Source organism: Psychrobacter cibarius, from assembly GCA_030686115.1.
GTDB lineage: Bacteria > Pseudomonadota > Gammaproteobacteria > Pseudomonadales > Moraxellaceae > Psychrobacter > Psychrobacter cibarius_C.
On the sequence record CP131612.1, the window covers coordinates 3,120,530 to 3,142,799 of the forward strand.

The window sequence follows — 22,270 nt, forward strand, 5'->3', positions numbered from 1 at the left end:
CTAATGGCAACCGCAGTAACTGCGCAAGCATCGGACCAAAAAACCAAGAGAAACCTTATGAGCGACTTAAAAATCACCGTCATTGATCACCCGTTAGTCCGTCATAAACTCAGCCTTATGCGCGAAAAAGACTGTAGTACTTATAAGTTTCGCACGTTGACCAAAGAGCTTGCACGCTTGATGGCGTATGAAGCAAGCCGTGATTTTGAAATCGAAACCTTCCCAATGCAAGGCTGGTGTGGTGAAATCACAGGTGAACAAATCATCGGTAAGACTGCAACGATTGTACCGATTTTACGTGCGGGTATTGGTATGCTTGACGGCGTGCTCGATTTGATTCCTACCGCAAAAATTTCTGTCGTCGGTTTACAGCGTGATGAAGAAACCTTACAACCGGTGCCATTCTTTGAAAAATTTGTCAGCCACATGGACAAACGCCCAGCCCTTATCATTGACCCAATGTTAGCCACTGGCGGCTCAATGGTCGCAACTATTGAAATGCTGAAGAAAAACGGCTGTACCAACATTAAAGCCTTGGTATTGGTTGCGGCACCTGAAGGCGTACGTGTGGTCAATGAAGCACATCCTGACGTGACCATTTATACCGCTGCACTAGACAGTCATTTAGATGAACATGGTTATATCATCCCAGGTTTAGGCGATGCGGGTGATAAAATCTTTGGTAAGCAACTATTTAACAAGTAAGAAAAAGTAAATAAACCAAGATAAGTCGTCGTCATAAAAACTATGACCTAAGCACAAGACATCAATGATAAGGATATAAGATGAACATATTGATTACAGGCGCAAGTGCAGGTTTTGGTAAAGCGCTGGCCGAGCGTTTGGTTGCCAATGGTCATCGCGTGATTGGTTGTGCCAGACGCCTCGATAAGCTGAATGCTTTAGCAGACACTTTAGGCGAAGCATTTTTACCTGTGGTCATGGATGTGAGTAACACGGCTACTATTCCGCAAATTATCGCTGATTTGCCTGACGGTTTTAACCAAATCGATGTCTTGGTGAATAATGCCGGGCTGGCACTCGGTACAGAACCTGCGTACAAGGCCAGCCTTGATGACTGGATGCGTATGACTGATACCAATGTGAAAGGGTTGATGGCGCTAACCCATGCAGTCTTGCCAGCAATGGTAGCGCGCGATAGCGGTTATATTATCAACGTTGGTTCAATTGCGGGCAGTTGGCCTTACTTCGGCGGTAACGTCTATGGTGCGACCAAAGCCTTTGTCAAACAGTTTAGCCTAAATCTGCGCGCGGATCTCATCGGTACGCAAGTGCGCGTGACCAACCTTGAACCGGGTAATGTCGCGGGTACTGAGTTTTCAAACGTGCGCTTTCATGGCGATGACGATAAAGCCGCCAAGGTTTACGACGGCTTTAAAACCATGACCGGCGATGATATTGGCGATATTTTATTATGGCTGATTGAGTCGCCTGCTCATATTAACGTCAATCGTTTGGAGGTAATGCCTGTCGCGCAAACTTATAACGGGCTGACGATTGCTAAGCAAGATTCTTAAAGTTTTAGCTGACCGTTTGGCTCATTAACGCAGTTCATAAGACCGAAGCAATATAGTCTCACCTATGTTGCTTCTTTTTTTGCTACTAACATTCTCTTCATTGACCAAGCGCAACTCTTGAAAATCCAAAATCAATACCTCATTACGCACGCGCTCGCTAGTGCGTTTATTATGGCGTATCGGAAATCCTAATACTTGCTTGCCCCTAATCACTATCTGATTGATAATCATGGTCGGATTATTGATGGTAGATTTTGTACTTAATTTTTGAGCATCAATGATTACGGTGGCAGGATTAACGGTTGTGCTTAAAACCTTTGTTTGACGCACGCTTTTTGGCAAATCCCCTGCAAAAAACAATACCTGCTCTAGCGGTAAATACTGCGCGTGACGCATCAATTCCTGACGAAACAGCGAAGGCATATCAATGTTGAAACTGTCTTCTATTTGCTGAGAGAACGCCGTAAAATTACGCTGCAAGTAACGCCCAAATACACTGCTATTAATCCAGTCTTGGTAAGTATCATTTTTTAACAGCTGATTTGTGAAAGCATCAGCATCTACTGTGATATCTACCGTAAGCATTGCTAACAGCAAAGCCTGCGGATTGGTAAATGTTTGCTGCTGCCAAAGTTGTGGATATAGGCTACTATCAAGTGATGGTAACGTCAGCTTGTCCATGCGCTATTATCCTTATTCATCACTTAGTACATATAGTATCTATTATATACATCCCCTATTACAGTCATTTGCTAGCGAATAGCGGCATAGAGTGCGTGCTTAAATTTATTTGACCGCTTCATTTATATAAAAAAAGCGTCCTTAACAGACGCTTTTTATTTGAACAATTAATTTTAAATATTTTGAGATATCAATCAGCTAATACTTTAACCAACTCAAACCGTGGTACTTCCTTACCATCAAATTCAACAGTTTCCGTAAACATTGCGAGCGGTCGCACCCAAACGCCATACTCACCGTATAGGCAGCGATAAACGACTAACATTTCTTCAGTTTCTGAATGCTGAGCAGTATGCAAGACTTGGTAAAGACTGCCTTTATAATGGCGGTAAATACCTTGGGGGATGGTTTGGGTCATAAAATCATTTTCTCATTAAATTTTATTGATTCCGAGGTAATTAAATAAATCTAACCATGTATAACATATTATGCTTTTATATTTACATGTATCAGGTATCTTTATGTCACCTACTAATTCTTTAGATATATCTTTGTTAAACCCTTGTTCACTTGTTAAAACACAAGCATTTTTGCTTATAGCAACAGCTATATTAGATAGATCATTACTAATCCCATTAACCTTCTTTAAACGCCTCTCTACCTTCATGTTCTGAAAGAATGGTAATTCTTCAATCATTTGATTTTGTAGATATAAAAGTTGAGTTTGATATGTCGTCTTTCTTATTACTTCAATGTTGAATGATTTGAAAAAATCATCCAAAACTATAGGTGAATACCCATCGAAAAGCGCTACTCGACCGGAAATTTCCTGTCTAATATCTTCAGAAACGACAAATTTAATAAGTCCAGCAGATATCGAGTTTAAAAGCGAATCCCAAATTGTTTTAAATATTTCAATAGGATAATATCGATAGCAAATATCAATAATAGCATTAGTATCTAAACAGACTCTTATCATCAAGAAAACGCCTTATCTTCTAAGTACTTCAAATCCTCAATACGATTAGGAATTCTCAGCAAGTCCATTGCAGAATTAATAGTTAGCTCTTCTTTCCAAATAGCTGAAAATACTTGCTGTAAATAAACTTTACCAAAATGATTATATGTGGTGTGTCTCTTCTTAACCCCAAAACCTCCAGAGTTTTCAACTTGAAGGCTTTTTAGGTAGTCTTCAAGCTCTATTTGTTTTACTAAACCTAATTGTTTAAGCTGAATAGCAACCGCTGGTCGACTAGCCTTAGTAACTTTTCGAATTGCTAGTATGTTCTCACTTAGAGATAAGTTCGAAGAGTAATATTTATAGACAATTGAACTAGGGACTAAAACATATCCTGCAACCTCATTACAATAAACCTCTTCAGTATAGTTAGAATATATCAAGTTGCCGTCCAAAGCACTTTGCTTCAAACCTAAATGTACCAGTTCGTGTATTAGAGTAAAAAGTCGACGTGCGGGTGACTGTCCCGTAGTTAAAATCACTATGATAGGTAATTTATCATAGTACAAAGACATACCTTCTGAGCTTAAAGAAGGATTGGATTTCTCTAAAACAATTACATCATTTTTTTCCACTATAGTACGCCAAGACTTATAATAATCAGAGCCTGACTCTAAAAGATTTTCTTCCTCTAAATTTAAGAAATCTATGATTAATTGTGCATCGTGCTGTGCATTACTTCCTAAGAGATTTAAACCAAAATTACTTATATTTTCATCTAAAGACTCATAAATACTTAATAGATTGTCTCTGTCGATATATGCTTCCTGAGCTACTTTTTGGAATTGATAACTTTGCTCTTCATCTTCTCCTGATATATCTTCATACTTATTTCTAAAATCAATGACTTTAGGTAATTCACGACTAATTACTGAATCAAAAGTTAAATAAGAAACTGGTACTAGAAGTATGTCAGCTAATTTATTGAGCTGTTTAATTGTGAAAACATTATTCTCGACCTCAGCACTTTCAATTTTTTTAGAAGGAATGGAGGTTTTTTTGGCAAGCAAATCTACAGATAGCGACATCTGTTGTCGGTAATGACTCAATGCTATTGGAGAATGTCTCACTAATTGACGATTTGTCATAACTTCCTAGAATATCCTTTTAGAGTTAAACAAGGCTATAATTAATATTATAGCCCTATTTTAAATTAAATTTTATAAAAGAATTGTCTTTAACCTAACCCACCGTCACTTTCGCATACGCCTTTTTGCCTGCTTGGATAACGACCGTTTGACCAGCCGTTAAGCTAAAGCTCGCATCGACGACTTCACCATCTACTTTTACCGCGCCACGCTTAATCATATCTTTAGCTGATGAGCTATTTTTAGCCAATCCAGCTTGGTTGAGTACTTGAGTAATAAATAGCGCCTCAGCACCTTCCAAATCTAATGTCACTTCTGGCAAATCAACAGGCAGTTCACCATCAGCTAATACGTTACCTGCTGACTTGTGCGCAATGGCAGCAGCATCGGCATCGTGAAAACGCTCGATTAATTCTTCAGCAAGGATACGTTTGATTTCTTGTGGATTGCGACCATTTTCCATCTCTTTCATTAAACCTTCAACTTCTTCCATCGGCTTAAAGCTTAAAAACTCGAAGTAGCGACGGATTAAGGTATCTGGCATAGATAGTAGTTTTTGGTACATGGTACCCGGCGCATCATAAATGCCGACATAGTTACCGAGCGACTTAGACATTTTATTGACGCCGTCTAGCCCTTCTAAGATTGGCACGGTGATACACACTTGTGGCTCTTGTCCGTAACGACCTTGCAGGGTGCGTCCCATCAAAATATTAAAAGTTTGGTCGGTACCACCAAGCTCGACGTCAGCTTTTAGCGCAATAGAGTCATAGCCTTGCACCAATGGGTATAAAAACTCATGGATAGCAATGGGCGTTTGCGCCGCGTAGCGTTTAGAGAAATCATCGCGCTCAAGCATACGCGAGACGGTCAGCTGGCTAGAGAGCTGAATCATATCGCCCGCTGACATGTCTTTAAACCATTCGGAGTTAAAGACAATCTTGGTTTTTTCTTTATCCAAAATCTTAAAGACTTGTTCCGCATAAGTCTGCGCATTGACTTTGATTTGCTCATCGGTCAATGGCGGACGCGTGCTGTTTTTGCCAGAAGGGTCGCCAATCTTGGCGGTATAATCACCGATTAGAAAATAAATCTCATGACCCAAATCTTGAAAATGCTTCAGCTTATTAATCAGCACGGTATGACCCAAATGCAAGTCTGGTGCAGTGGGATCAAAGCCTGCTTTGATACGTAGCGGGCGATTCAGTTTTAACTTCTTAACCAAATCGTCTTCAGATAGGATCTCTTGGGTACCGCGCTGAATCAGGGCAAGTTGTTCTTCTAAGGTGTAGGTCTGAGTGGTCATGATGCTCTCTTTATTGTCTTTATTAAAAGGGTGACGCGTTTAGGCTATTTATACCAAGCACAAAAATACGATTATTAGCAGCGTCAAACTCGTTTGGTCTATTATCTAATAAATGTAGTACTTGCACTCGTTTATCACTACTCTGATTTTTGGCAATGGGATTAAAGTTTCGTAGCCGCTAAAAGATGTTAGAATTTGACAGATATACTAGCGTTTTTTAAGGTAAATTGCCATGACCAACCCCGCATCGATTGCTGATACTCATCATAATACTGACACAAGTTTCAATCTAGAGCACAGTTTAAATAATATGGATGATTTAAACTATGCCACCTTGACCGATGCGCTTGAGCAAAAGGTGTTTGAAAACTTCGATGATGGCTTATATATCGGCATGATGTCAGGCACCAGCTTAGATGGTATGGATGCGGTGCTTTGTCAATTCAGTGGGGAAAAAGCCACTCAACAGCCCATGCAACTATTAGCAACTCATAGCCAAGATTTCCCGCCACGTTTGCGTGAGGTATTATTGGCATTATGTCAGCCTAATGGTGTTCAAGAACTGATACCAGCAGAGGGTGAACCGAATAGCGAGCTTGACTGGTTCGGTTGGGCAAGTAAAGCATATGCTGAATTTGCCAGCGACGTGGTCAATACGTTATTGCAGCAATCCAATACTGATAGTGAGTCGGTACTAGCAATTGGCTGTCATGGTCAAACCGTGCGTCATCGCCCGCAGATGGGCTTTAGCTTGCAATTGCTCGATGCCAATATCATCGCTGAACGTACTGGCATCAGCGTCGTCAGTGATTTTCGCCGCCGTGATATGGCGGTTGGTGGACAAGGCGCACCGTTGGTGCCAGCTTTTCATCAAGCGTTATTTGCCACGCCTGATAGCATGCGGGTGTTATTAAACTTGGGCGGTATTGCCAATATAGCCGTTTTGCCAGCAGATACTCATAGCAATTTAGAAAATGCAGACAATCAGCATATAAACAGTGTCGTAGGTTATGATACTGGCCCTGCCAATTTACTGCTAGATGCGTGGACAACACTGCATACCGAAAAAGATTATGATGCGGGCGGCGCATGGGCGCAGTCAGGACAAGTGGTTGAGCCGCTACTTAATCAGCTTTTGGAACATCCTTTTTTTCATAAAAGCTATCCTAAAAGTACAGGGCGCGAAGATTTTAACCTAGCTTGGCTACAAGATGAGCTGCAAAAATTCGATCAAGCATCTGCTGATGTCCGTTACTCATCTGCCGATGTACAGGCAACACTCACTGAGCTGACAGCGATGAGTGCCAGTATGCAAATTAACATGTTTATTAATGCTCATGAAAATAGCTCGGTTTACGTCTGTGGTGGCGGTGCATTAAACGATTATTTGATGACTCGCTTGCAGGCGCATCTGCCTCATTGCACAGTAGAGACCACTGCCAGCTTAGGGCTGAATCCTGCTTGGGTCGAAGCCGTCGCCTTTGCATGGCTCGCACGGCAAACACTAATAGGTGAAACGGGTAACTTACCAGCTGTCACTGGCGCGAGTAAAGGCGTGGTTTTGGGTCAGGTTTGTTTCGCCTGACTGGTCAAATTTTAGTTTACACACGTGCACTTATGTGTTTTATAATGAATTCTGAAATACCCTCCTCTTAGGACTTGTAAGTATAGGATATATCGCATGAGCCAACACAGCAGTTCACTTACTGATCAAGCTACCAATGATGCTAGCGCAACAGCAGAGCATCAACCGCGTCAGAAACTACCGCACTATGAGCGTAGCGATGACTTGCGCGTCGTAATTACGGGTATGGGTGCGTTGACACCTTTGGGACTCGACGTCGATAGCTCATGGACTAAGCTGCTCAATGGTGATAGCGGCATCGCGCCAATTACACATTTTGATGCTACTGGCTATCGCGCTCAAATTGCTGGCGTGGTCAAGGATTTCGATGCCAAGCAATATATGAATGCCAAAGACGCGCGACGCTATGATGAATTTATTCATTATGGTATTGCCGCCTCTAGTATGGCATTACAGAACGCTGGTTTTATCGATGAAGTAAGTGCTGCTGATGCGCCCGTACACGGGGTTAATCAAGAACGATTCGGCATTATTTTAGGCTCAGGTATTGGTGGTATCCAAACCATTGAAAACAGTCGCGATACGCTACGAGAGAAAGGCGCTATGAAAGTTTCGCCCTTTATCATTCCTGGCTCTATTGTGAATATGGCAGCAGGCTTAGTGGCGATTAAACATACCTTAAAAGGTCCCAACCTTGCGACATCGACGGCTTGTACCACCGCTACCCATGCGATGGGTCTCGCTGCACGTTTGATTGCTTATGGTGATGCCGATGTCATGCTAGCAGGTGGTAGTGAAAAAGGATCAAGCCCACTTGGCATATCAGGTTTTGGTGCCATGCATGCCCTCTCAACTCGCAATGACGAGCCAACCAAAGCCTCGCGTCCCTTTGACAAAGACCGTGATGGTTTTGTGCTCGGTGATGGCGCGGGTATGGTGGTACTAGAAAGCCTCGCTCACGCCAAAGCACGTGGTGCAACCATACTCGCTGAACTGGTCGGCTTTGGGATGAGTGATGATGCCAGCCACATCACAGCACCGCCTGAAGATGGCAGCGGTGCGGCGCGAGCGATGCGTAATGCCCTAAATGATGCTGGCATTGAGCCATCGAGTGTTGGTTATGTCAATGCTCATGGCACCAGCACCCCTGCGGGTGATGTCGCTGAATCTATTGCTATTGAAACCGTTTTTGCCCCAGTTAAAGACCGCATTTTGGTCAGCTCAACCAAATCGATGACGGGTCATTTGCTTGGTGCCGCGGGTGCTGTTGAAGCCATATTCACCGTCCTTGCCCTACAGCATCAGCATGTGCCACCCACCATTAATTTGGACAATGTGGAAGACAACTGTAACCTCGACTATGTCGCCAACCAATCGCGCAAAGTTGAAAACTTACAGTATGCCGTATCCAATAGCTTTGGCTTTGGTGGTACCAATGGCTCGTTAGTATTTGCGCGCTGGCCCGTGAATCATTAAGGTATAACACTCATCATATCGGTTGTTGTAACCTTGGTGTCAGATTTGCTACGTTTGTCCACTTGCAGCCCCTTATCGTATTTGCGTATGATAAGGGGTAATTTTTGGAACATTTATGGACGATACCATGTCAAGCTACTCATTTTCCCATCAGTTTTATCAGCGCTGGACGTGTGCGCCTGAACCTATTCGCGCAGCAATTACCCAAGAGCTAAAAGACATCACCACCTTACTGCAAAACGATACCCCATTTGAAAGCTTTGTCTTTAATACTCATGATTTGGATACCCACATCGATGAGCTCTACGAAAACCATGAAGCGGAGCAAGCCATCGCTAAAGCCATTACTGACAAAAAGGCCGAAGAGCAAGCGACTGCTGAAAAACAACAGCGAGAAGAACAACAAAAAGTAAAAGCGGCAGAGGATGCCAGATTAAAAGAAAGTGCTAGATTAAAAGAAAGTGCTAGATTAAAAGAAAGTGCTAGATTAAAAGAAAGTGCTAGATTAAAAGAAAGTGCTAGATTAAAAGAAAGTGCTAGATTAAAAGAAGCAGCAGATACCGCGCAAAAAGAACAACAGAAAACTGAGCAAATAGCCGCTGAGAAGAAGAATATTGCTGATAAAACGACCGCTATGAACGCCAATGATGCGAGTGATTCAGAATCGCTTAGTATTGATAACACGGTTGAAAAAAACCAAGATGTTGAAAAATCGGCTGCGACGCAATCTAATACTGATGATAACCTTGTTACCAGCTCTGAGAACAAAACCATCAGTGAACATTCTAATGTCGCTAATGACAAGCATATCAATGACGACCACAGTATAAAAGCGGTCAATGACAAAGCCAGCGCCGCCATCAAACTGGCACTGAAAGATGCGAAACTGAGTACCACGCATCAAGAGATGATCCGTGAGTTGGAAATGCAAATTGATGACTATCTCAGTGAGCAAATGATGCTGATGTCTGAGAATTTAAAATCTTGGTTACGTGCTGAAGTGACTCAAAATCTAAGCGAAGATGAAGCAGGAACTGACAAAGAGTCTAAAAAAAGCTAAACTCTACTTCTTACGCATCACCTTTTAGCAATAAATCCTCAGTAATAAATTCCTAGTACTAAAAAACCCCCGTAAACTTTACGGGGGTTTTTTCATTTTAGCTTCGTCGATATGAGCGTTTACTTTAGATAGCCTTAGTACGCTCAGTCAGCCAGTCAAGTGCCGCACCTTCAACGCGGTCTTTTAGCTCAGCATAGACTTGGCTATGATAATTATTCAACCAATCAATTTCGATTTGAGTCAATAATGACGACTCAATTAAACGAGTATCAATTGGGCAATAAGTGACGGTCTCAAAATTAAGAAAATCGCCAAATTCCGTCTCTACTGGTTGGGCAACACGTTTATTAACCATCAGGTTCTCAATACGAATACCGTATTTGCCTTCACGGTATAGACCTGGCTCATTACTTGAGATCATGCCCTCTTTCATCGCACGCTCTTTTGGCATGCTGGCACTATAAGCAATCACTTGTGGGCCTTCATGGACGTTCAAGAAATAACCAACGCCATGCCCAGTACCGTGACCATAATCCATCTGTGCCTGCCATAATGGTGCACGGCATATCGCATCGATGAGTGGTGAAGCGATACCATCAGGGAAATGCGCTTTTGCTAAGGCAATATGGGCTTTGAGTACGGTGGTAAAGTCACGTTTGTGTTCGCTGCTTACCTGTCCAATACCGACCACACGGGTGATGTCTGTGGTGCCGTTTTGATACTGAGCGCCTGAGTCAATGAGCAATAAACCACCTTCGCCTTTATTGACATCTAGGTAGCTGAATTTTTCTGGTGTTGCACGATAATGTGGCAGCGCACCATTTTCATTAAAGCCTGCGATAGTCGGGAAACTTGGCGATACATAATGTGGCTGCTGACTGCGCACTTCGATGAGCATACTATCAACATCCAGCTCGCTTAAACGCTCACCGTCTGCTAAACGCTGCTCAAATGCGGCAAAAAACTCACTTAATGCCGCACCATCTTGACGCATGGCTTCACGCACATGGTCGATATCAGCGTCAGATTTAACCGATTTTAGCAACGTACTTGGCGCCATTTGCTCAATAAAACCTATGCCATCGCCCATTTTAGATAACGTACCCACTGCCACTTTACTTGGGTCTAATAGCAATAAGTCATCAGCACTCAATGTCCCTAATGCATCTTGCACAGCATCATAAGATGCAAGGGTGATACCGCTGTCTTTTAAGATTTGTGCTATCTCGCTACTGACTTTATTGTTATCGATAAACAATGTCGCGTCATGTTCGCTAATGAGCATATGTGCCAAAAACACAGGGTTATAATCAACATCAGCGCCGCGTAAATTGGTCAACCAAGCAATATCGTCTAAGCTTGAAAGCAAGTGATGGGTTGCGCCTGCCTCAGCCATACCTGCACGTACAGCGGCAAGTTTTGAGGTAGCAGACTGCGCGACAAACTGCGCATCGTGTTGATATAGACTGGCGGTTGGTAGCGCTGGACGATCGCTCCATATTTCTGTCAATACGTCACGCTCAGTGATTAAGGTAATGTCATTGGCATCAAAGGCATTCAACAATCTATCTTGCTCAGAGATAGACAATACATTGCCGTCCACTGCCACGCTATCACCCTCAGCCAAGTGCTCGGCGAGCCAATCAATATGATTTGGCTGACCCGGTGCAAGCTTCTCTAAGCTAATACCAGTACCTTCTAATTGGTCAGCGGCATGTACCCAATAGCGGCTGTCCGTCCATAATCCAGCAAAATCAGCGGTAACAACGAGCGTACCGACTGAGCCTGTGAATCCTGATAACCATAAGCGCGCTTGCCAATATTCTGGTAAATACTCAGATAAATGCGGATCAGCAGACGGTACGATAATCGCGGTCAGATCTTGTGCTACTAACGCCTGACGTAGGCTGTCGATACGATCGTGGATGCTTTGTTTATTCATAAAAGGTGTCCTTATTGATTTTAAAAAATAAGATTTGGAAAAATCATATTGTGAGGCGACTATGGATAGTCATCTTATTTGAGCGAGTAAACTGTTTTAGGCATTAGTTATTTATCATTCACTGAATGCTTAGCATCTAAACAACCTTCGTAAGACGCTCAATGTCTTAAAAATTAAAGTGTTGTCAATGACCAGATAGATAAGGCTAACTATTTTTAGGAGCATTACAGCAGAGCATTATTAGATGTTTGGGCGGAAAGCGGACTTTCAATAGCGTGGGGGCAATAACTTACTAAGTGTCACCATAAAACGTGCTACCGATATGGTAACACGTCTCGCCATCTAACATTTTTGCTGGTATTGCTATTGATACTAAATCACGTTAATCGTGTGTCTGAATTAGCTCAGCTTATCTGCACGCTCGCTTTTTTGCAGCATATTATTGATCGGTTTGGCTAATGCCAATAAAACAACGGCTGTGACCACCAAAAAGATTGTCATCATCGTAAATAAGCCCGGCAACCCTTCGATCTTATCCGCTGATACTTGACCACCAAAGAACGCAGCAACCAAATTACCTAAAGCGAGAGAAGCAAAGAAAAGCCCCATCATCTGACCTTGCATACCTTTTGGCGCAAGCTTAGTCATTGCAGACAGACCAACAGGACTGAGCGCCAACTCACCAAGGGTCAGCAATAATAAACTACCCACCAACCATAAAGGTGAAGCCAATCCACCATCGCTAGTCAAAATGCTTTTTGAGGCAAATATCATCAAAGCAAAGCCTGCGGCGGCAAACAACATACCAAGCGCAAACTTTACCATACTATTTGGCTCAAGACCTCGATTGGCAAGCTTGACCCAGACAATGCTGATGATCGGTGCTAATATTAAAATAAATAAGGGATTAAGCGATTGGAACCAAATACTAGGCACTTCAAAGCCTAAAACATTCAAGTCTGTATAGCGATCAGCGAACAAGTTAAAAGACGTTGGCTGCTGCTCAAAGCTTGACCAAAATAGCGTCGAGCCGATGATTAAGATAAAACAAATTAACAAACGTAGCTTGTCAGTTTTGTCCAATCGCGGTGAAATAAACATGACAGCAAAGTATAGTATGACGACTGCTGCAATGAGGTAAGTCATATACTGAGCAACCATTTCAGGGTTAAATGGCATAATACCAGTCGACACTAAGATAGTAATGGCAGCAAGTAGCGCGAGAAACCCACCAACCCAGCGACCTACATTTTTGAAACGTCCAGTCGTTTGTTCCCATTCAGGCGTAATGTTTTTGGCACGAGCATAACGATTTAAGGTTTTTTTAGCTGAAAAACGATAAATCAATAGTGAAGCTAACATGCCAAGACCACCGACACCAAAGCCTACATGCCACATACCTTTTTCTTTAAATACGCCAACGATAAGGGCAGCCAGTAGCGCACCAATATTGATACCCATATAAAATAGAGTGAAGCCACTATCACGGCGTGCATCGCCTTTGGGGTACAACGTTCCGACCATCACAGAGATACAGGTTTTAAATAAGCCTGAACCGAGAACGATACACATCAAACCCACAAAAAACAGCGTCATCCCAAACATAGCGGATAGTGCGATACACAAATGACCAAGGGCGATAATAATACTACCCCACCAGAGTGCACGCTCTTGACCGAGCCAATTATCAGCCAACCAGCCACCCGGTACTGCCGCTAAATATAACGAACCAGCAAAAATACCATAGATAGCAGAAGCTGTGACCTCATCGAAACCAAAACCGCCACTACCGACGGTCGCTACCATAAATAATACTAATAGTGGACGGATACTATAATAAGAGAATCGCTCCCACATTTCTGTGAAAAACAATGGACGTAGCGGCTTAGGGTGCCCCATAAATCCATTATCTAGTGCTGCCAATTCAGCAGCACTAACCTCTGACTTTGATTCTGTACTCATAACTTTATTCCTTTAAAGACCACTGTATTAACGACCAAATATATAATTATCCCGACAAGCGGTCATATAGGCGCATCATTGTTTCACTTGGATATAATCAAGTAAAGAAATAATTGGTCAATAATTACACAAATACCCACAAAAAAGCCCGCTATCATTGGCTGAAAGCGGGCTTTTATTTTTAGCATCAATGGCATTGATGACGATGCTGTTGTGCTTATGGTATTACAATAATATTGCCATAATACTTAGGTTTTAAGCAAAAATACTTGGACTTTAAGCGAAGCGGTTTGTCGAGCCATACTTTAAAAAGGTAGCATCGACTTACGTATATTACTGTGCGGCTACCGCTTCATCAGTGGTATCACCCGCTTCCAAATCACCGTCTGCTTGCTCAGCCGTTAGATCAGCATCTGCAACCGCAGTTTGACTAACTGTACCAGAAGCAGTTGCAGTACCAGATTCTGCGGTAACCACAGCGCTATCAGTATCGGTCGCTGGGGTGACGCTTGCATCTGCAGCAGTATCAGTCGCTGTAGCATCCGCGGCTACAGGTGCTGTTTCAGCTGGCGCAGTGTCTTCAGCAGCAATCGCTTCTGCTTCATCAGCCGCCGCTGACGTTTCGGTTGTCTCAGCAGTAATGTGCTCGCCTGCTGGACGCAAAAATCCAGAAATACCAATAAGTAAGACGATACCTAAAAATAAGGCAACACCGCCTAAAGCAAATAAGAACTCTTTCTTAGGGTTGTTTTCGACAATATGTTCTGACATACCTTATCCACCTTGCACAAAATATTTAAAATATTGGTCTATTATATCGCAATTCGTACCGATTTGTTAAAACCCTTAAGTATTTAAAGGATTTATTATCAACAAACTTTGCCACTCGCTTTGATGGTTAATTCTCATAACCCATTCGAGCGATTCATTATCACTGGTAATAATAGCCAATTATTTTAGCGACTTACCCAAACGCGGTTGCGGCATCCCACGCTTACCAAAGTAGCTCAAGACAAGTAACAGCGTAATGATAAAGAGCATCGGATAATTACCGAAGCTCATAAAAGGTGTATTACCAACCCGCGCCTGAACATCACCGCGCAATACTGTGCGCTCAAACTGCGGTGCACGCTCGACGATACGACCTTTATGATCGATGATAGCGGTCACGCCTGTATTGGTCGCGCGCATAAACCAACGCCCATTCTCTAGCGCGCGCATCTGCACCATTTGCAGATGTTGCAATGGACCTGCCGACGTACCAAACCAAGCATCGTTTGAGATGGTCAATAAGAAGTCCGTGCCAATCGCGTTTTTACGGGTGGTATCAGGGTAAGCCACTTCATAACAGACTGCTGAGCCCAAATTATGACCACGTACACGCAGTGGTGATTGGTTGTCACTACCGCGACTATAGCTCATGATTTCTTGACTCCCAGCAAGGTTTGGCAAGATATCTAACATGCCTTCGAAGGGAATATATTCACCAAATGGCACCAGACGCTGCTTTTTATACATCCCTTCAGCGTCACTACCTAGCGCAACCACGCTATTATAAAATGGCGGATATTTATCCGTTTTTGGGTCAAAGTTTTCTAAATCTCTATAGGGAATACCTGTTACCCACGTGGTATCTGTTTCTTTGGCCATTTTAACCATTTCACTGATAAAGCCAATCGCTTCATCTTGAAACATAGGAATCGAGGATTCTGGCCATAAGACGATATCGCGATCCCACTCAGTACTGGTCAGAGTTGCATAAATTTTCAGGGTTTCTATTTGATATTCGGTGAGCCATTTTAAATCTTGTGGAATATTACCTTGGATTAAGGACACGGACAAATCAGGCGTGCCTTTTGGTTTCGTCCATTGCGGATTAATCAACCATAACGCGCTGCTAATTACCAACAATGCTGTCGACGGAATCATATAGCCGCCACGGCGACGCAATAACTCAACCAAACTGGCTGCTAATAATACCGCAACGAAGGAGACAGCAAAGACGCCAGCGACTGGTGCTAATGACGATAACCAATACTGCTCCGTAAAGGCATAACCGACAAACAACCACGGAAATCCAGTGAACAACCACGTTTTTAGCCACTCTTGGAGTATCCATAGCGCCGCAAAAGACAACGGCTGACGACCGACCATACGGTTGAAAACCAACGCCAAAAAGCCATGGAATAACCCCATGCCTAGCCCCATCAGCGCAATCATAATCAGCGCAAGCCATGCTGGCGTATCGCCATAAACATGAATAGAGGTGTATAACCAAAATGCGCCAACGCACCAAAGTCCCGTACCGTAAGCCTGACCGATAAGAAACGCACGCTTGCCACTCATATCAGGCATCAATAAGGCATATAAAATAGCAGGCGACACTAGCGCCAGTGGCCAAATGCCATAAGGCGCAAGTGCAAATATAAACACCGCACCTGCCAATAACGCAATCAATACCGTTAGCGCTATAGGCAAACCCTTGGGCTTATCAGGGTTCAGGCGTTTTTGTAAATCAACAGTAGACAGGCGCATAGCAGTTATCCAAAACCATATTTTTCAAAATTTTAAGCGTCAACATTCAGATGAAAACCAAGCTGAAGCAGACCGTATTATGTTTTGTACAGTATCTAAAAGTTAAACCCGCCCATGATACCAGTCTCAACCCATTAATAGGTAACATTGCGTAGCAAATACCCAATAGCAAACACAAAAAAAACACGACCGCAATCGTGATTTTTTGAGTATATCAAACAATGTTTAGGTCGCTATCGACACATCAATGACTGCCTATCAATATTTGCTGATCAGGATTGATTTTGGTGAGCTCAAGATTTTGGATAAAACGCCCTTCAACATCAGTAATAGTGATTTTCCAATCATCTATCACTACGCTTTCACCTTCCAAATCACCTACATAACCAAGCGCCTGCATGACCAGACCACCCATGGTGTCGACATCCGTATCATCAAAATGACTGCCAAGCTCATCGTTACAGTCTTCAATCACGGTAGACGCTTGCACACGCCAGGTATTTGGTTTTTCAGGATCAGCGACGATGTTATTGATATCACTGTCTTCATCGAAGTCATCATGCTCATCGACGATGTCGCCGACGATCTCTTCAAGCAAGTCTTCCATGGTAACGACACCGCCAAAGTTGCCGAATTCGTCGACGACAATCGCCATATGTACTTGGGTACGCTGCAATGAGCGTAACAAGGTATCAGAACGTGCCGTCTCACTAATATATAGCGGCTGACGTACCAGATCTCTCAAACGTTTGCTATCGATTTTATCTTCTTGATCGCGCACCATATGCACAAGAATAGGAATCAAATCTTTTGCCAATAAAATGCCAATGACGGCATCATCATCTTGACTGTCAAAGACAGGATAGCGCGAATGGGTGGTCTCAAGGATGATATCCATCACCTCAGCGAGACTGGTGCTTTCGTGCAGCCCAACCACTTGCGGGCGCGGAGTCATGATTTCGCGCACTTGTGTCGCAGGCAGATCCAGCACGCCTTCTAACATATCGACGGTATCAGGCTCTAAGAACTGGCGCGAGTCTTGTACCAGACGAATCAATTCGTCACGGGTTTCGGGGGCGGTCGATAGCCAGCGTTTTAAGCCGCGCATCGACCAACTACTCGGGCTGGGAGTGTCGTCAGACATGGTGATGTGATTTAACCTCTTTAGTTAATAACAATTAAAATAATACGTAATAACAGACGTAGATGGGGATGAATACAGCAAATAAAACAGATCTTTGATTATTAAATTATAAATGGAGCAGATCAAAGTAGCTTCACTTTAGCGCAAGGCTCACCGACATTCAACGATAAATTCACTCAAATTGTATTGTCAGTACGTTATAAACTTTGCTATGGTCAAAGCCTTCACACACCAAAGCACACCCTATGTCGCTACATTCCTTTTTCTCTCGCCTGCTCACGCCGCACTCATATAGCCATCGTTCAGATAACGGCTTGGACACGCTTGAGTCAAATAATCATGGTTCGGATAGACACGGCTTAAAAAATAACACTGCGAATGGTCGCCAACCGACACCTACATGGCGATATTATCTTATACAGTTTTTCATCATTATTACCTTGCTACTGTCAGCCGTTTGGTTATTGCTGGCGATTTGGTATCAGTTTGGGGCAGGCTCTACCATCACTTGGTTAGCCGCAATTTTCATTGTTGGTGTACTGACAGCCTTACTAAGCGTTCGCTATTGGCCAAAAATAGCTCAGCGCTTTGATCATAAACAACGCAGCAGTAAACCATGGAGCAACGAAGCAACCATAAATAGTAAGTCAGCAAATAAATGGTTAACCGCTTTATATGGCGCTATTTGGTTGGTAGGCGTTGGCTGGTTTTTTTCTATTGAACCCCAACAAGAGCGCGACTGGATGGCTGAGGTAAGTGAAAGAGTCACTTACGAGCGCGATGCAACCAATCCTGACTTAGTGACCCTAACCAATGTACGTAACTTTGATTGGCATACCGACACGGAGGCGACCGAACGCTGGGATACACGTACCATTGATATGTCCAAACTATCTGGCGTCGATGTCACCAACTCTTACTGGATGGGTCCACTGATTGCCCATACTTTGGTCAGTTTTCGTTTTGAAGATGATAGACCGCTTGCTTTCTCATTTGAGATTCGTAAAGAAGAAGGCGAGTCGTTTTCGGCATTGGCAGGGTTTTTTAGACGCTATGAGCTGAGCCTGATTGCCGCAGAAGAGCGTGATATTATTTATACCCGAACGAATGCGCGTGGCGAGCAAGTTTATCTATTTCCCGTTAGCAACTTGCAGCAGCACGAGGTCAAGTCACTATTTGAATCTTATTTAACCGCTGCCGATGAATTGAATGCCAAGCCTGCTTGGTATAACACATTACTCAGTAATTGCACCAATATCATTTTTTATATGGCGCGTATCGTCAGTGGCGATCGCCTGCCGTGGGATTATCGTATTTGGGTCTCTGGCTGGCTGCCAAATTATCTATATGATGTCGGTATGCTTGACGCTACTCCAGAAAAGACTGGACAGCCGTGGTCAATGGATACATGGTACGAGCGTACCCATATCAACTCAAAGGTTAAAGGATTCAGTAATCAAATCAATCTAGAGTCTGGCGTTAATAGCAACGAAAACAGCCGCGAGTTCTCTGAGCAAATTCGTCAGGACATTCCTATCCCGCCATTGGCTGACACGCAAGAAGATGCTGAGGCAAAAGCCAAATCTGCGGCTCAGGCTTCTTATTAAAATTAAGTAGCATTGTACTTTTACCCTGCAATAATACCAACGTCACTGATGTCACTGATTTCAGTAACTCTCAGTATTATCAAGGCTTAACCCAGCTGACCACCCGCTCCTCCATCGCTTCATCAGACATACCAGTCTCAGAAACACAGCGCCCAGCCACGCCAACATTGGCAGCACGCATTTGTTGCTGCGTTACCACTGCATCTTGGGTCAATAACAAATGCCAACTTGGCAAATTTTGTCCTTTATACAAACGCTTATAGGCGCAGTGCGAAGGCAACCACATCATCTGCGGGAGATTGTCCATGGTTAGCTGAATACAGTCTGGCACATGCTCTTGACGCGTGTCATAGTGCTGACAATAACCCGTCGTACAGTCCATTAGCTGGCAAGTCACATCGGTATACTCGACCAACTCTTCATCCACATCGCCATTCTCATCTTCGTCAATATACTTAATCAAACAGCAGCTGCCACAACCATCACACAACGCTTCCCATTCGCTATGATTGAGTTCTGACAGTGCAAAGCGCGACCAAAAATTCGGACGCAATGTATCATTGAGCTTACTGTCATGGTCGCTATTATTGTTACTTTGATTGCCACTGTCAGGAAATAAGCTCACAGCTGATTTTTCTGTGACTTTTAGCGGCAACGTTGCGTCAGAGTCTAGGTGGGCTGCACAGTTGTTTAACAAGTTTAGTGTCATAAAGGTGCCGTAGCATTTTGATAAAGAGCGTTACAGTATTATAGCTGTTTTTGCCTAGGTTGAGCGTTAAGGTAGTAAAAGTAAGAAAAACGATGTCGCAAAAACACAGACAAATAACTTTTATAACGCAAAACTCCTCACATAAAAAAGGATAATAATATGTCAATTAAGACTTTTGAATTAATCAGTACCACCGAAAACGGTGTCCAGCTTATCAGCTATGTGGCATTGCCAGAAAATGCATCTGATGACCATCCTGTTGCGGGAATTTTAGTAGCGCCAGAATGGTGGGGTATCGTTGATCACCCAAAATCAGTGGTCGAGCGCTTGGCAGAAGCAGGTTATGCCGCCGTCGCAATGGACGTCTACGGTGAAGGCAAGCTGACCACCGATGCTGCACAAGCGAATATGTGGATGGAGCAAGTATTAGAAGATCAAGATATGCTGATGGCGCGCTGCCGTTTAATCCTTAATGACTTTAGCGACCAACTAGCCGTTGATGGTGACAATCTAGCAGCGATTGGCTTTTGCTTCGGCGGTAAGGTCGTCCTCGATATGGCTCGCGAAGGTATGCCCTTAAAAGCGGTCGCCACTTTCCATGGCAACCCAACACCAAAACACCCAGCGGATAAAAACTTCACCGCTAACGTATTGGTTGCTCACGGTCGCGATGATTCAATGGTATCAATGGAAGCAATAGAAGGTCTAAAATCAGAACTAGATGCTGCTGGCGTTGACTATATTATCGATGTTTATGACAACGCTAAACATGGTTTTACCAACCCACATGCCGATGAGCGCGCTGCTAAAAATGAGGTTGATCTTGGCTACAACGAAGCTGCTGCCAAGCAAAGCTGGGAAAACATGCTTGAATTTATGGAAAATAACTTAGGTAAATAACTTAGGTAAATAATCTTTGAATCAGGCATATCAATAGCTGTTTTCAGGTTATTAACACACTATTTATCAACCCCTATCTATTAACCCAACATATAGCAGAGTGCGCCCGCCGCACTCTGCTTTTTTTATCGTAAACAAATCCATATTGGTCATTACACACTTACAAAGGCTTACTATTAGTAAGGATTTAAGACGCTAACATGGTTATTGCACAGTCGTGATTCATATAATCGGTCACACCACTTGCTGATAGCTCTCTAATCACTCACTAATAATAAGGTAAAACCATGAAAACCATCCAACAACTATTCGACTTTCATCATAAAACCATCATTATCAGTGGTGCAGCAGGCGCTATTGGTAGCGAGGCGGCACGGTTTTTAAGCTCATTAGGAGGCAACATTGTCCTCGCTGATTTAAATGAAGATAAAGTGAAGCAAATTGCCGCTGATATCGAAAAAGAAACAGGCAATGCAACCTTAGGCCTGAAAACCGACTTTACTGATGAGACGCAAATTGCAGCCTTGGTCGATGCAACTATTGCAAAATTCGGCAAAATTTCTGCAGTAGTCAACAACGTCGGTTGGGGTGCAAATACGCCCTTATGGGAATCTACCACTGAAAAAATGGTCAATGCGTATAAGCTCAACACCTTGGGATCTTATCATTTGACTCGTTTATGTATGCCGTATTTAAAACAAGAAGAAAACGCCTCTGTGGTATTTTCTGGATCCATGGTTGGTAATACACCATCGCCAGAATTTATCGAATACAGCACAGCTAAAGCGGGCTTGCTAAATATGGTAAAAAGTATGGCGGTCGCATCAGGTCCTGAAGTGCGCTTTAACTCATTAATTATTGGTACAGTAGATAATGGTGCTTCCTCTGAAGAAGCCGGTTATACCCAAGAGATGATCGATAATGTGGTCAAAGGTATCGTCCTAAAACGACGTGGCCTGCCAGCAGATATCGCTCAAGCGATGGCATTTTTATTAAGTGATGCAGCGTCTTGGATTACTGGTGCTGAACTGACCGTCAATGGAGGCGGTGTTTACAAAAGCAAAATGCCAACCTCATAAACTCAGCCATCATTTTAATCATAAATTTATAAACGATACATACTAGGGCGTGTTGAGCATTCGACCATACTGGGTAGGATTTTATCTACTCAGTATTTTTTATGCATAAACCTATTCGCTTGGACTTGGAACATAAACCATGACAACAACATTAAACGCAAAATTGCTAAAAGGCGCTATGCTTACTGGCGTAATCAATGCTTTCATTAACGGCGGCATACAATATTTCTTCTTAAAAGCATACTCATCAATCGCAATATCTGTTGACTCTATTACCAATAATGAAGACACTGTGCTCGGTACCTCCGTTACCTTATCGATTACGTTAGCCATGATTTTAACTATGGTGGCTTATTTTGGTATCAAAGAAAAAAAAGTAGCCTTCTTCCCAACCGCTTTTTGGTTGACGATAAAGCATGGATTTTTCACCTTTGGGGTATTGACCTCTCTTGCTGTACTATGGCAAAAATACGCAGGTACGGTCGAAGTATCTTTGATTTCAGCTTTAATTATTATCGGTGTTATTGCAGGTATCGTCTCAGGTATGGTGAATTATCTAACCCTACGTGAATGCACATTATCAGAAAGACATAAATTATATGCCGCATAAATATCTTAGTTTATAAAGCATCAAGGTCAG

General features: G+C 43.0%; 20 protein-coding genes. 9 read left to right on the forward strand and 11 right to left on the reverse strand.

Annotation, left to right across the window (positions count from 1 at the left end):
• Positions 1-57 precede the first annotated feature (57 nt).
• Both upp and Q6344_13270 read left to right on the forward strand, forming a co-directional pair.
• Positions 58-705: a uracil phosphoribosyltransferase gene (gene upp / locus Q6344_13265; GenBank protein ID WLG13548.1), complete on the forward strand. Its 648-nt coding sequence runs from the start codon at positions 58-60 to the stop codon at positions 703-705.
• Between the two features lie 80 nt (positions 706-785).
• Positions 786-1,538: an SDR family NAD(P)-dependent oxidoreductase gene (locus tag Q6344_13270; GenBank protein WLG13549.1), complete on the forward strand. Its 753-nt coding sequence runs from the start codon at positions 786-788 to the stop codon at positions 1,536-1,538.
• 24 nt (positions 1,539-1,562) lie between these two features.
• Here Q6344_13270 and Q6344_13275 read toward each other — a convergent pair whose 3' ends face one another.
• The 5 genes from Q6344_13275 to tyrS form a co-directional block, all read right to left on the reverse strand.
• Positions 1,563-2,219, reverse strand: coding sequence for a hypothetical protein (locus Q6344_13275; protein ID WLG13550.1), 657 nt, complete (start codon positions 2,217-2,219; stop codon positions 1,563-1,565).
• 190 nt (positions 2,220-2,409) lie between these two features.
• Positions 2,410-2,637: a DUF1653 domain-containing protein gene (locus Q6344_13280; protein ID WLG13551.1), complete on the reverse strand. Its 228-nt coding sequence runs from the start codon at positions 2,635-2,637 to the stop codon at positions 2,410-2,412.
• Positions 2,638-2,652: 15 nt separating this feature from the next.
• Positions 2,653-3,198, reverse strand: a complete 546-nt coding sequence (locus Q6344_13285; GenBank protein ID WLG15222.1) for a DUF4411 family protein — start codon at positions 3,196-3,198, stop codon at positions 2,653-2,655.
• Positions 3,198-4,325: an ImmA/IrrE family metallo-endopeptidase gene (locus tag Q6344_13290; protein ID WLG13552.1), complete on the reverse strand. Its 1,128-nt coding sequence runs from the start codon at positions 4,323-4,325 to the stop codon at positions 3,198-3,200. Before Q6344_13290 ends, Q6344_13285 begins: the two co-directional genes overlap by 1 nt.
• 94 nt (positions 4,326-4,419) lie before the next feature.
• The gene (gene tyrS / locus Q6344_13295; GenBank protein ID WLG13553.1) at positions 4,420-5,631 is read right to left on the reverse strand and encodes a tyrosine--tRNA ligase; all 1,212 of its coding nucleotides are present in this window, start codon (positions 5,629-5,631) and stop codon (positions 4,420-4,422) included.
• Positions 5,632-5,863: 232 nt separating this feature from the next.
• Between tyrS and Q6344_13300 the strand changes: the two genes are divergently transcribed.
• From Q6344_13300 to Q6344_13310, 3 genes are all read left to right on the forward strand, one after another.
• Positions 5,864-7,216, forward strand: coding sequence for an anhydro-N-acetylmuramic acid kinase (locus Q6344_13300; protein WLG13554.1), 1,353 nt, complete (start codon positions 5,864-5,866; stop codon positions 7,214-7,216).
• A gap of 225 nt (positions 7,217-7,441) precedes the next feature.
• A complete protein-coding gene (fabF, locus tag Q6344_13305; GenBank protein ID WLG15223.1) occupies positions 7,442-8,692 on the forward strand; it encodes a beta-ketoacyl-ACP synthase II in 1,251 nt (416 codons plus the stop codon).
• 115 nt (positions 8,693-8,807) lie between these two features.
• The gene (locus tag Q6344_13310) at positions 8,808-9,752 is read left to right on the forward strand and encodes a hypothetical protein (GenBank protein ID WLG13555.1); all 945 of its coding nucleotides are present in this window, start codon (positions 8,808-8,810) and stop codon (positions 9,750-9,752) included.
• 124 nt (positions 9,753-9,876) lie between these two features.
• Here Q6344_13310 and Q6344_13315 read toward each other — a convergent pair whose 3' ends face one another.
• The 5 genes from Q6344_13315 to Q6344_13335 form a co-directional block, all read right to left on the reverse strand.
• Positions 9,877-11,694 carry an aminopeptidase P family protein gene (locus Q6344_13315; protein ID WLG13556.1) on the reverse strand — a complete coding sequence of 606 codons (1,818 nt, stop codon included), beginning with the start codon at positions 11,692-11,694 and terminating at the stop codon, positions 9,877-9,879.
• A gap of 399 nt (positions 11,695-12,093) precedes the next feature.
• Positions 12,094-13,656 (reverse strand): peptide MFS transporter, encoded by a 1,563-nt coding sequence (locus tag Q6344_13320; protein ID WLG13557.1) that lies wholly within the window; start codon positions 13,654-13,656, stop codon positions 12,094-12,096.
• Positions 13,657-13,989: 333 nt separating this feature from the next.
• Entirely contained in the window at positions 13,990-14,427 is a 438-nt protein-coding gene (locus Q6344_13325) for a hypothetical protein (GenBank protein ID WLG13558.1), read from the reverse strand.
• 180 nt (positions 14,428-14,607) lie between these two features.
• Positions 14,608-16,191, reverse strand: a complete 1,584-nt coding sequence (lnt, locus tag Q6344_13330) for an apolipoprotein N-acyltransferase (GenBank protein ID WLG13559.1) — start codon at positions 16,189-16,191, stop codon at positions 14,608-14,610.
• A gap of 244 nt (positions 16,192-16,435) precedes the next feature.
• Positions 16,436-17,335 carry a transporter associated domain-containing protein gene (locus tag Q6344_13335; GenBank protein WLG13560.1) on the reverse strand — a complete coding sequence of 300 codons (900 nt, stop codon included), beginning with the start codon at positions 17,333-17,335 and terminating at the stop codon, positions 16,436-16,438.
• Positions 17,336-17,580: 245 nt separating this feature from the next.
• On the opposite strand from Q6344_13335, the gene Q6344_13340 reads away from it, so the two are divergent.
• Positions 17,581-18,942 (forward strand): DUF4105 domain-containing protein, encoded by a 1,362-nt coding sequence (locus Q6344_13340; protein ID WLG13561.1) that lies wholly within the window; start codon positions 17,581-17,583, stop codon positions 18,940-18,942.
• Between the two features lie 79 nt (positions 18,943-19,021).
• Here the strand turns inward: Q6344_13340 and Q6344_13345 are convergent, their stop codons facing one another.
• Positions 19,022-19,495 carry a YcgN family cysteine cluster protein gene (locus Q6344_13345; protein ID WLG15224.1) on the reverse strand — a complete coding sequence of 158 codons (474 nt, stop codon included), beginning with the start codon at positions 19,493-19,495 and terminating at the stop codon, positions 19,022-19,024.
• A gap of 315 nt (positions 19,496-19,810) precedes the next feature.
• Here Q6344_13345 and Q6344_13350 point away from each other — a divergent pair, with 315 nt between their 5' ends.
• From Q6344_13350 to Q6344_13360, 3 genes are all read left to right on the forward strand, one after another.
• Complete coding sequence (locus Q6344_13350) at positions 19,811-20,551, forward strand: dienelactone hydrolase family protein (protein WLG13562.1); 741 nt, start codon at positions 19,811-19,813, stop codon at positions 20,549-20,551.
• A gap of 287 nt (positions 20,552-20,838) precedes the next feature.
• Positions 20,839-21,630, forward strand: coding sequence for an SDR family oxidoreductase (locus tag Q6344_13355; protein ID WLG13563.1), 792 nt, complete (start codon positions 20,839-20,841; stop codon positions 21,628-21,630).
• Positions 21,631-21,769: 139 nt separating this feature from the next.
• Entirely contained in the window at positions 21,770-22,240 is a 471-nt protein-coding gene (locus tag Q6344_13360) for a hypothetical protein (protein WLG13564.1), read from the forward strand.
• The last annotated feature ends 30 nt before the right edge of the window (positions 22,241-22,270 follow it).